This is a genomic window from Psychrobacter sp. M17(2026) (genome assembly GCF_055699815.1).
Genome location: NZ_CM146741.1, coordinates 182643 through 194464 on the forward strand (window position 1 = coordinate 182643; position 11822 = coordinate 194464).

An 11822-nucleotide genomic window follows, 5' to 3' on the forward strand; every position below is an offset into this window, starting at 1 on the left:
AATCCCCTATAAATTCTAAAAGATAAGTATCAAGTCTATGACAAATGATTCTCACAAAGACACCGAACAAACTACTAAGCAAGATTCTAATCACTCATTGACTCATGAGGAGATTCGTAACTTTGTCGCCACCGAGAATTGCCTACAAGGCAAGACTATCTTGGTGACAGGTGCAGGGGCAGGTATTGGACGCGTTGCGGCTTTGAGTTATGCAAGCTATGGTGCAACGGTGCTATTATTAGGCCGTACTAGTAGCAAGCTAGAAGCGGTTTATGACGAGATTGAGAGCAGAGGTGGTAAGCAACCTGCTATCTTACCGATGGATTTGGAAAAGGCCAGTTACGCAGAGATGCAGCAGTTAGAAGGATTGATCAATAAAGAGTTCGGTCAACTTGATGGTATATTAAACAATGCAGGCATACTTGGCGAGATGACGCCGCTTGAGATGTATGATGTCGATACTTTTGCTAAAGTTATGCAAGTGAACTTTACCGCAACTTTTATGCTGACCCAAGCGCTATTGCCACTATTAAAAGACGCAACTAACGGCTCTATCGTATTTACATCAAGCACAGTTGGCACGCATCCACGTGCGTTTTGGGGTGCTTATGCACTATCAAAACAAGGCGTTGAGGGTATGAGTGATATCTTTACTCAAGAGACTCAGAATACGACTAACTTGCGCTTTAACTGTATTAATCCAGGCGGTACCCGTACTAACATGCGCGCGCATGCGTTCCCTGGTGAGAGTCCTATGAGTTTAAAGACCCCCAAGGACATTATGGCAGGTTATATTTGCTTGATGAGTGATGATAGTATCGGCGTACGTGGACAAGTCGTGGCGTTACAACCAAAATAATAATGCTTTAAATCATATACTTTGAATCCTATCATTTAAGCCACATAATTTTGCTTAAATTGTGTGAATAACTAAGTCGATTAGCCTATTGAAATAAGCCAAACCTAACCCCATCTAGCTGTTCTTAAAGACTTTATTATATTAATAATAATCTTAGAGTCAAAATTTTTAAAACCATTAAAAAGGATAAGTTATGGCAGGTGGATGGGCAAGAGATGGGGCAGAGCATGAGCAGATGGACGCGACCGTCAATGATGCATTAGAGCGCGTGCGTAGCTCGCTACCTAAAGGGGATAGTGCAGAATTCTGTGATGAGTGCGGTAATGCTATTCCAGAGGCGCGGCGAGTAGCCGTACTTGGCGTACAGCACTGTATAGGCTGTCAAAATGAGCTTGAAAGAGAAGCCAAAGCTATTGAGCTATTTAATCGCCGTGGCAGTAAAGACAGTCAACTACGTTGAAGTGGATTTTTATCATTAATTTATTGTGAATTATTCAGCTCCATAAAAAACCCCTGCCAAATAATGGTCAGGGGTTTTATTTTTTTACTAATATACAGAGCCGTTAGCTATTCTGTGTCAGCACTAGTCGCTTCTGGCTCAGCTTCGTCTGGTACGAATACGTAACCTACACCCCAAACGGTCTGAATATAACGGGCTTGTGAAGGGTTATCTTCAATCAAACGACGCAAGCGTGAGACTTGTACGTCGATAGAGCGCTCCATAGCACCCCATTCACGACCACGGGCTAGGTTCATTAGCTTATCACGAGTCAAGGGCTCACGCGGATGCTGAACTAAGGCTTTGAGTACAGAGAACTCGCCTGTGGTTAAAGTGACGACGTTACCATCACGCTTTAAGGTACGTGTAGATAGATCAAGCGTCCATGGACCAAACTCGACCACCTCTAGCTGATAACTAGGCGCACCTGGTAGCTCACGGTTTTGACGACGTAGCACAGCTTTAATACGGGCGAGCAGCTCTTTTGGATTAAAGGGCTTAGGCAAGTAGTCATCAGCGCCTGCTTCCAAGCCGGCGATACGATCCGCATCGCCGCCTTTTGCAGTCAACATAATGATAGGAATATCCGCATTATCTTCACGCAAGCGCTTACAGATACTGATACCGTCTTCGCCTGGTAGCATCAGATCTAACACCACTAAGGAGAACAGTTCACGTTGCATGAGTTTATCCATCTGACTACCGTCATGCGCGGTACGCACGACAAAACCATCATCTTCTAGGAAGCGTTGTAGCAAAGAGCGCAAGCGGGCGTCATCATCAACAACTAAAATGCGCTGAGTCATAGTATCTAAGCTTTTATTATCAGTCATGAATAAATCCTTTATTGAGCGTTATTATTGTCAAAGGCTACGAATAAGTCAGTTATTGTCCACTAGATTGAGATAGCTAAAAGTTAATATCACCTTATCACAGCTTTGAGGCAACCGTCAGTTATAACTAATATATATGGGTTCACCGCTTTAGTGTATAAGATTGCATCACTAAATGCATCACTCATAGACATAAATGCTGTATGCGTTTGTTTACTACGCCGACAAATCTATAATTAAAGGTTAATTTGAGGCTAAAAAGCGATAAAAAACTGCGATAAGAGAAAAAGGATTTTTATTCATCCAGCTTTTGCTATAATGCCAAACACCATTTCTCAATGATTGATAAGTATATGACTAGCACTGAATCCTTAACGTCATCGCCAGCCTCAACCTCTCAAGGCTTAGATGCAACCACACACGCGAATATTCACGACAAGCTTGCTCGCGCGCTTGGCATTAAGACAGCTCAAGTCAATGCGTTTGTCAAACTCTACGATGAAGGGGATACGGTGCCTTTTATTGCGCGCTACCGTAAAGAGAAAACCCAAAATCTTGACGATGTACAGTTACGTGCGCTCGAGAAGGCGCTCACTTATGAGCGCGATATGGCGACTCGTCGGTTAAAGATTACCGAGCTGCTAAGTGTTCAAGGTAACTTGAGTGATGAGCTGCAAGCTCGCATTGATAATGCGACCTCTAAGCTTGAGCTTGAAGACATCTATTTGCCATATCGTCCACGCCGACGCTCGCCTGCTGCTAAAGCGCGCGCCGCTGGTCTAGATCTGGCTGCACAAGCATTGTTAACGCAACAGATTACCCCAACAGCTGCTTTGGCCGATTATCAGCTGCCTGCGACTATTACTGATGATAGTGGTAATGAGATCGAAGTTGATTTTAGCGACATAGACAAGCAGCTGGCGGGTGTACAAGCTATTATCGTTGATGAATGGACGCAAGCACTCGCTCTTTTAGATAATTTACGCAATAGTTTTGCGAAGACGGCTAGTATCGTCTCAACGGTCGCCAGCGATGATAAGCGCGAAGTAGGCGAGAAGTTCAAAGACTATTTTGAGCATAGCGAGAGCTTAGCTCGCCTGCCCAATCATCGTCTGCTTGCGATGCTACGCGGTCGTCAAGAAAACGTACTAGGTCTCAAGATTGAAGGCGAAGATGCGCCCTTTATTGATAAAATAATCAACAATTTTGATATTGCTAATACTACGCCTGTAGAGCGTCATGAATTCTTGACTGAGGCGGCTAATAGCTTATGGAAAGATAAGTGGCGTCCGCACATTGAGCATCGTCTATTGACCCAGAAGCGTCTGAGCGCTGAGGCAGATGCTATCGATGTATTTGCCAGTAATTTACAACATCTGCTAATGTCCGCACCTGCTGGTCGTAAAGTGATTTTAGGCGTTGATCCTGGTATCCGTCATGGTGTCAAAATGGCTGTTATTGATGCACAAGGTCATGTCATGAGAGATGGCGAGGACAAATCCGTTATTGCTACCGTGTATCCATTTGCCCCTGATAATAAGATGACTGAGGCCAAAACAGTTATTGATCATCTATTAAGCACTTATAATATCGATCTAGTGGCTATCGGTAATGGTACAGCCAGTCGCGAAACTGATGCGATGGTCAAACAGATTCTCCAAGCTAATGACGCCTTGCATGCCAAAGCAGTTATCGTCAATGAGTCAGGAGCGTCTGTGTACTCAGCGAGCGAGCTGGCAAGTGATGAGCTGGCTGATTTAGATGTCTCAGTGCGCGGTGCAGTCTCTATTGCTCGCCGCCTACAAGATCCGTTATCCGAGCTCGTAAAAGTCGATCCAAAAGCTATCGGCGTTGGTCAGTACCAGCATGATGTTAACCAAAACCAGCTAGCCGATAGCTTAGATAAAGTGACTCAAGATAGTGTCAACGCCGTTGGGGTTGATGTAAATACTGCTAGTCCTGCTATTTTGACGCACATCGCTGGTCTAAATAAAAACGTCGCGCAGCAAATCGTCACTTATCGAAAAGAACATGGCGCGTTTGCTAGTCGTGAAGATCTAAAAAGTGTCCCGCGCCTAGGGATAAAAACTTTTGAGCAAGCCGCAGGGTTCTTACGTATCAATGATGGCAGTAACCCTCTAGATGCCACAGGCGTGCATCCAGAGAGCTATGCATTGGTTGCTGATTTATTGACGCAAGCAGGTAAAGACTTGAGTGAAATCATCGGTAATGATGGCGTACTGAACAGTATGGATACTACCGCTATCGCCGCTAATGATGACAATATCAGCATCAAAGCTATTTTAGATGAGCTGGCAAAACCTGCTCGCGATCCGCGTCCTGAGTTCAAAACAGCAAGCTTCCGTGACGATGTGAATAGCATTAAAGATTTAACAGAAGGCATGATGCTTGAGGGTGTGGTGACTAATGTCACTGCCTTTGGATGTTTCGTCGATGTTGGCGTCCATCAAGATGGCTTAGTGCATATCTCACAGATGGCAAATGACTTTGTCTCTGATCCTATGAATCGCGTCAAGCCTGGCGATATTATCTCCGTACGGGTGATCTCTATCGATGAAAAACGGGGTCGTATTGGCTTTAGTATGAAGCCTGAGTCTGAAAAACTAGTACGCCCAGCAGCGAAGACTACGACGGCAAATGTTGCTAATAATGAGGACAAAGCCAGTCGTCCACGCAGCAGTCGTCCAGCTGGCGATAAGCGTCCCTCTAAGCCTAAGCGTCAACATAGTAATAATAATCCTAATGATAGTCGTAGCAAGGCTCCGCGTGCCGAAAAAGCAGAATCGCCTAGCAAAATGGGCACGCTTGGTGCGTTACTACAAGAAGCAGGCGTCAGCAAATCTAAAAAATAATCAATATCTTGGTATTTATACAATAAAAAGGCAGCCTAATGGCTGCCTTTTTTACGCATGATATATAATACTATTTTAAATATAACTAGGGCGCGTTAAAAAAGTAGAAAGCATATATCTAATTGTTTCTTAATAACGATAAACCAATCAAGGATTGGGCTAGCGTACGCAATAAGACATTTGTTTAAAGGCTATCTTCTTCTGAATCCTCTAAATCTTCTTCTAGTAAGTCTTCTTCGTCTGCCAAGACAGGATCTTCAGATATTATTTCTGTCGCTTGTACCTCTGGGTCTTGCGGCGCTTCTTGTGATGCTGCCATCGGCGCTGTCATTGGCTGTTGGGGGATAGTGTTATCAACACTTGCACGTGAGATAGTTTGAATTTCACTAACTGCAAACGTACTAAGTTCACTTGCATCAGTATTGTCAACTGTAGTCTCAACAGCGACAGCTTGTTCAGCTGCTGCTGTCATATCAGCTTGAACTGCCATTGCTAATGTTGGCATTGTAATAGCAGCACCGATAAGCAGCGATAAAGATAGAGTAGAGTTTTTCATTTGTATATTCCTTGATTCATAGTCTTATATTATTAAATATGAAAATCAAAAAGGTTATTTATATCAAATACTATTCGATACAGCTCACATCTATTTAGTATCTTGAATCTATTTATTTAAGATATATAATCTATAAAAAAATAAAATCATGATAATCAATAAACGACTATCACGATTGACTAGTATAGAAAACCGAGTACGTTAGTACTGTTGTTTCTGAACCTTAGACATAATGGTAACAAGGACAATACAAGCAGTTCAGTAGTACATCTATGAGAAATCTAACAGACTCGTGCGAACAAGTCATTGAGTGCAACTAATGTATTATTATTGTCAAATAAAAACAGCATCTTGCTATAAAGATGCTGTCATTTTAATAGTATAAATGTTGCTTTTTAATTTTTTGCATTAGCTGTCAATTACTTCAAAGCTAAGCCCTGCATGGTCTTCTAAGCGCTGTATGAGTTTATCTCCCATAGCAGAGGCAGGAGTCCAGAATCCGCCCGCTACTTCATCTTGACTGATGTCTTGCGCTAGGCATAAAGCAGATTGGGTCAGCATCCGCGAAGTACTACCATAGCCTGGATCTCTATCACCCGTTACTTTAGTGCTAATGTTATCTTGCTTAGTCGTCGTACCAAAAAAGCGAATATCAAAGAAGCCGTTTTCTTGTTCAGATTTAGAAGGACCAGAGCCTGATTTTGGTAAAACATGCTTAGATAATAACTCGCGACTTGGTTTAAACATCATAGCACTGGCAAAACCTAATAAGCCTGCGCTTAGACCATAGCTCATCAGCTTACCTTTAGTACCGTCTTGCATCCACATCGCTTCATCATATTTGAACTCACGCCCATACTCATAACTGAGTAACTGGTTGCTGCGATGGACAATGCGAGTGTTAATACTCGCCATCACAAAAGGCGCAAGCCAGCGCTTATGCTCACCATCATATTCAGGCTTGCCAACATTTTTTTGACGTAGAGTAGGTGCGTCACTATCATCATTTAATAGATAAGGATTGGCCACTTGCTTACGGCGCGATTTATCTTCACCAACCTCTTCAAAAATAGTCGCCATAGAGGCAATCGTACCGCCAGATAGACCGCCTTTAGCAGCTTTGACGCGCATATGAACTGTTTCACAAGCTTGGTTGAACTTATCTTGTGCTTGCTGCTGAGTAAAATAAACCCCTAAATCTGAGGGGATAGAATCAAAGCCGCAAGAGTTGACAATACGAGCGCCGCTCTGTTTGGCGGTATCTTGATACTTATCGAGCATATCTTTGATAAAAATGGCCTCGCCAGTGAGATCGACATAATCGGTACCGTTTTGTGCACAGTATTTGATCAGCGGCTCGCCATATTTTAGATAAGGGCCTACCGTTGAGATAATCACTTGCGTCTGCTGGGTCATAGCATCAAGACTAGCATCATCATCACTATTAGCAATGATAATATCTACCTTATCGGCATCTTCATCCTGTTTGCTAGCTATTTCGTCCTGCAGCTTTTTGAGCTTGTCTTCATCACGCCCTGCTATCGCCCAAGTCACAGATTTGGACGAATTGTCCTTTTTTTGCTCAGCCAAGAACTGTGCTAAATAATGAGCAGTGATCTGTCCTACAAAGCTAGTTGCACCATAAAGCACAATGGTATAAGCGCGTTTATCAGTATTAATAGTCATAAACTATCCTTCATATATAGGGGTAAAAATAAGTTGTACACAGGATTAGTGTGCCGTAAAAGCTATCACTGTTATAGTTATATTTGTGGATGGTCAGTAATCATGACCAGCAAATAATAAAGCAATAGAGCTGATTTTTTGGAAGTATTATTTTTCAAAACTAAATAAAATCACCCAATGTGATAAATTCATTACAAATATGGCCCTATTGCTACAAAGGTTACATAACATAGCTCGAAGATTACTAAAGTGTCTCTTCAAACAAGAAGATTACTGGTATTATTTTTTCAAGTTATCAATAATTATGAAAACAATTAACAATAGCATTGCGATGCGCTTTTAGTAGTCAAGATTGGCTTTTATCATAAATTTTTACCATGACAAAGCTTACTCTGATACATAAAAGCTCAATGCTAGTACTTTTACTTTTAACCTAATTTGAGGAGAATGTTATGTTTCGTTGGGCTATTATTTTTGCAGTGATCGCACTGCTTGCAAGTTTGCTAGGGTTTGGCGGTGTCGCTGGCCTATCATCAAACTTAGCTTATATCTTCTTAGTCGTTGCTGTCATCTTGTTCATCGTGGCCTTCATCGGTCGCAAAGTCTAACAGCAAAGTATTCTATATCAATACTTCAAACATAAAAAAGTCCTCAATATGAATTGAGGACTTTTTTGTGCTTAGAGTATTTTCTATGCTTAGACTCTTTTTTGTGCTTAGACTACAGCAAGTAGTTCTATAAGTGTTTGGGCTGAATAATATATTCCATGCGTTTAGCTAAACGAATATCATGGCTAGTAATGCCGCCTGTATCATGAGAGGTGAGGCGTACATCGACTATATTATAAGTATTGTGCCACTCAGGATGATGTTCTAACGCCTCTGCATAAAAGGCGGCTTGATTCATAAAACTCATAGCTTCAATAAAGTCGTTAAAATGATAAGACTTAATGATGCTATTGCCATCACGCGACCAGCCTGTTAGATCTTCTAACTGCATGTCCACTTGTTTGTCAGATAAACTACTCATAGCACTATCCTTTTTTATATAAAAATTATCTAGTTAAATCCTGATAATCAGGGTGCTTATCAATATAAGAAGCTACAAACGAGCATTGTGGTACTACCTTTTTATTATGATCACGCGCATAGTCTAAGGCATGCTTAACCAGCGCTGAACCGACTCCTTGACCACCTAACGCTTGTGGTACGATCGTATGATCAAAGACCAAAGCATCAGAGCGCTGCTGATAACTAATATAACCTGTGTGACCATCAATAGTAGTCTCGAAGCGCTGAGCTTGCTCGTTATGATTAATGTTTAGTTTATCTTTAGAGATGTCAGTCATAAAAACTCCTTATTATTATAGGTTCTATTCTACTGTCAGCTTACTGATCATTAATGATAAACGTTCTGTGGTAATTTCTCAGTAACTTATCGTTGTTAATAGCGATTATAGACTCTCTAAGCTTTATTAGCACGAGCAAAAGCATAATATAATGATTGGCGCACCACTTGTGGGATATGCCTTTTGAGACCAGTTACTGGCTCCGATATGCGCTGCTGTTTTTGAGTAGGTTCAAGCCGTTTATTTTCATTAGCAAGTGTCTGCTCATAAGCTTGTTGCTCATCAGCATTTGGCTGACTAAAGTGATAGATACGCTTAAGCACTTGAGTAAACTGACGACCAAAGTTGCCTGTATTATAAGACAGCTCGTACTTTTGGCAGATGGCCTCTACTTGCGGTGCGATACTGGCATAACGATGTGCTGGCATATCTGGGAATATATGATGCTCAATCTGATGCGATAAATTGCCCGTCAAAAAGTGAAACAACTTGTGACCTTTAATATTACTAGAGCCTAATATTTGCCGCACATACCAGTCACCTTTGCTCTCTTGATCATCAAGGTGAGTATGAATATGCGCCTGATCGGTAAAATGTCCACAAAATATAATCGCCCACGTCCATAAGTTGCGCGCTATATTGGCGGTAAAGTTACCTGTCAATGTACTAATGGCGCTACCACGACCTAATAACACACCAGCAGTAGCAGGTAGCGCGACATAGTCCTTACCGACTTGTCGAGATATCTTCGCCCACAGTGCTCGCGTCTTTTGCTGTAATAGCTCATGCTTATCTGCAGCGTCCGCATATTCATCAACGCTGATTTGTATATCATGAAAAGCTACGGCCCACTCAAACCCTAAGGCTAAAACCATAGTCTTAAACGGGTTAGAGCGATCCTCAGGTGTCCAAGGCTGCTCATCAGTGACCCGAATCAAATGATAACCGACATCATGATCGCGGCCTACGATATTGGTAAAGGTATGGTGCAAGTAGTTATGCGAATGCTGCCACAAAGGTGCAGGACAGACGATATCCCAGTCGAATTTTTGACTATTAAGATGCGGATGTTGCATCCAGTCATACTGCCCATGCATGACGTTATGACCCAGCTCCATGTTATTGATGATTTTACTAAAACTAAGTAGCGTCGTACCGAGTAGCCAACCGCCCAATTTATAACGCTTTTTAGGCAAGCGCCAGGCTACTGCCAAGAGGCTACGCGCCGCGATTTCACTACCTGCGACTAGCTTATAGACCTGTTCAATATAACGGGCGTCATCCGCACCTAAGGAGTCCATTACTTCGTTATATAGCGCGTTTAACTCTGAAGCTAATGCAGCCGATTGTGCTTTGGATAAGGGTGTTTGGGTCAAAGTAGGATAAGGCTGTGCTTTGGCTGACTGTGAGGTCTCTATACATTCTTGAGAGACAGTGTCTCTGTCAGTAGTGGCTCTAGCTTTTGCGATAGCTGGCGTGGTCAAAATAGGAACAGCAGAATGTACAGGGGATATCGGCGGTAATAAGCGCATTAATAATCCTTAACCGAGACTGCTTATAGCTATTTATCATTGGCGATATCAGCGACGGCTTAATCAATAAAATAGGCTTTATCATACAATATAGCTGAAATTTATTCTATCTACATCGGCGTTAAGTTGCTGTATTTTGGTTAGTTTTTCTAATCGTGCAGTAATAATTATAAAATTAAGCTAATTAATTATTCTGTCAAATAAAGGTTAGAAATGTTCTATATTTTTAGGGCTTTGTAGAGATGTCATTCACCTAAATATCAAGCACCACATCACTCATCGCCACGTTAATACAAGTCTGGATAGAGTCGTGACCATCACCGCTCAGCTTACCTGTCTGAATGTTTTTGACGACGCCACTGATTTTATTACAGCGACACAGTTGGCAAATACCTTGACGACAACCGTAATTAAGACGAATACCAGCCTTTTCAGCACTAAGCAATAATGTGCTATCACTGCTAAACTGCTGCTGGCGCAAATATACCGTATGCGTGGCTAAATCAAATTGCTCATCTAGAGTATCTAACGCTAGCTCAGGTAGAGCAGTGCCAAAGCGCTCAATAATAATATTCTCACGTAGTGAGTTTTCTTTACTAGAATCAAGATTGCCTAATGAGCTTGTAGCTATCTCATCTACCGCCTTGTATAAGCTCGCTAATAAAGCTTGCGAGCCACAGGCAAATATCTGGGTCTCTGGTAAAGGCAAATCTAACGTCAAAAGACTAGCAGCCTGCAAATGACGACTGCCTGCCAAATAGCTATCAGGATTTTGCGTATCAACTAAATAATAAGTAAAGCTGGCATGCTCGTTTTTTAGCTGTTGCCAATAATTCTCTAACACTGCACCACGATTATAATGCGCTAGCGTCACTTGCCGCTTATCTGCTAGCGCTTGCGTGATCAGTCCTAACATTGGGGTAATCCCACTACCACCTGCTATAAATAACAAAGGTGCTTGATTAGCTGAACTGGCTTGCTGCAAGGTAAAGTCACCACTAGGCGCACTACTATCGAATATCGTACCAATAGCGGCGTGCTTGGTGAGATAGTCTGATACTTCTCCTTGCGGCTTGATAGCGATGGTCAAGGTTTGGCGCTGTTTGTTTTTAGCAGTAGTTTTACTACTCTCAGTCCACCATAAATCTTGCTTTGGTAAGCCGACTAGCGAGTAGCTGCGCTGATGATAAATACCTTCGATAGGAATCGTCAGATTAATATATTGACCCCCATGCCAGCCGCTATGTTGACCCTTTTTAGTATCAAAAAAGCGCTGCTTAAAAGCGCGATTGACCTCAAACTGGAGCGCTATCAGCTCATCGCTCAGTGCCTGTCTAGCAATAAGTCGTAATTTTGGCGCAGTCAATGACCAAAATGGTGACAAGTGCGAACCAATGAAGTCAACAAACGCGCTTTGAATAATCTCAGGACGATAACTAGAGGTCATAAGTGAGCTATTTAATAATGAATCTTAGTAATATAATGAGGTTTAAATCGTTATTAACAATAGCTTTACCCTATATAGCTAGATAAAAAGAACTGAAAAATTTTGCTAAACAGCCTACTAGCTTGCAGCCTATGCGCCACAATGCGATAATGAATGACAATTTATAATCCTATTTTTGAGGCTGAGCAA

The 11822-nt window shown here is 42.0% G+C and carries 11 protein-coding genes; 4 read left to right on the forward strand and 7 right to left on the reverse strand.

Translation table 11 applies throughout. From position 1 onward, the window contains the following. The first annotated feature begins 37 nt into the window (after positions 1 to 37). Positions 38 to 859 (forward strand): YciK family oxidoreductase, encoded by an 822-nt coding sequence (locus tag ACR63T_RS00780; protein ID WP_472784449.1) that lies wholly within the window; start codon positions 38 to 40, stop codon positions 857 to 859. Positions 860 to 1052: 193 nt separating this feature from the next. Then, positions 1053 to 1319, forward strand: a complete 267-nt coding sequence (locus ACR63T_RS00785) for a DksA/TraR family C4-type zinc finger protein (protein ID WP_472784450.1) — start codon at positions 1053 to 1055, stop codon at positions 1317 to 1319. A 107-nt stretch (positions 1320 to 1426) separates the two neighbouring features. Here the strand turns inward: ACR63T_RS00785 and ompR are convergent, their stop codons facing one another. Continuing rightward, the gene (ompR, locus tag ACR63T_RS00790; RefSeq protein ID WP_227680312.1) at positions 1427 to 2191 is read right to left on the reverse strand and encodes an osmolarity response regulator transcription factor OmpR; all 765 of its coding nucleotides are present in this window, start codon (positions 2189 to 2191) and stop codon (positions 1427 to 1429) included. A gap of 353 nt (positions 2192 to 2544) precedes the next feature. Here ompR and ACR63T_RS00795 point away from each other — a divergent pair, with 353 nt between their 5' ends. After that, a complete protein-coding gene (locus ACR63T_RS00795) occupies positions 2545 to 5064 on the forward strand; it encodes a Tex family protein (protein WP_472784451.1) in 2520 nt (839 codons plus the stop codon). Between the two features lie 184 nt (positions 5065 to 5248). Here the strand turns inward: ACR63T_RS00795 and ACR63T_RS00800 are convergent, their stop codons facing one another. Together ACR63T_RS00800 and ACR63T_RS00805 are read right to left on the reverse strand one after the other, a co-directional pair. Beyond that, a complete protein-coding gene (locus ACR63T_RS00800; protein ID WP_472784452.1) occupies positions 5249 to 5620 on the reverse strand; it encodes a hypothetical protein in 372 nt (123 codons plus the stop codon). Positions 5621 to 6028: 408 nt separating this feature from the next. Next, positions 6029 to 7306 carry a saccharopine dehydrogenase family protein gene (locus ACR63T_RS00805; protein ID WP_472784453.1) on the reverse strand — a complete coding sequence of 426 codons (1278 nt, stop codon included), beginning with the start codon at positions 7304 to 7306 and terminating at the stop codon, positions 6029 to 6031. A 452-nt stretch (positions 7307 to 7758) separates the two neighbouring features. Between ACR63T_RS00805 and ACR63T_RS00810 the strand changes: the two genes are divergently transcribed. Beyond that, a complete protein-coding gene (locus ACR63T_RS00810) occupies positions 7759 to 7914 on the forward strand; it encodes a DUF1328 domain-containing protein (protein WP_201571013.1) in 156 nt (51 codons plus the stop codon). A gap of 127 nt (positions 7915 to 8041) precedes the next feature. On the opposite strand, the gene ACR63T_RS00815 is transcribed toward ACR63T_RS00810, so the two are convergent. The 4 genes from ACR63T_RS00815 to ACR63T_RS00830 form a co-directional block, all read right to left on the reverse strand. Beyond that, complete coding sequence (locus tag ACR63T_RS00815) at positions 8042 to 8335, reverse strand: 4a-hydroxytetrahydrobiopterin dehydratase (protein ID WP_305899339.1); 294 nt, start codon at positions 8333 to 8335, stop codon at positions 8042 to 8044. Positions 8336 to 8360: 25 nt separating this feature from the next. Beyond that, the gene (locus ACR63T_RS00820; RefSeq protein ID WP_201571015.1) at positions 8361 to 8654 is read right to left on the reverse strand and encodes a GNAT family N-acetyltransferase; all 294 of its coding nucleotides are present in this window, start codon (positions 8652 to 8654) and stop codon (positions 8361 to 8363) included. 116 nt (positions 8655 to 8770) lie between these two features. Continuing rightward, positions 8771 to 10186, reverse strand: a complete 1416-nt coding sequence (locus ACR63T_RS00825; RefSeq protein ID WP_472784454.1) for a fatty acid desaturase family protein — start codon at positions 10184 to 10186, stop codon at positions 8771 to 8773. Positions 10187 to 10439: 253 nt separating this feature from the next. Continuing rightward, the gene (locus ACR63T_RS00830; protein ID WP_472784455.1) at positions 10440 to 11633 is read right to left on the reverse strand and encodes a flavin reductase family protein; all 1194 of its coding nucleotides are present in this window, start codon (positions 11631 to 11633) and stop codon (positions 10440 to 10442) included. Positions 11634 to 11822: the final 189 nt, after the last annotated feature.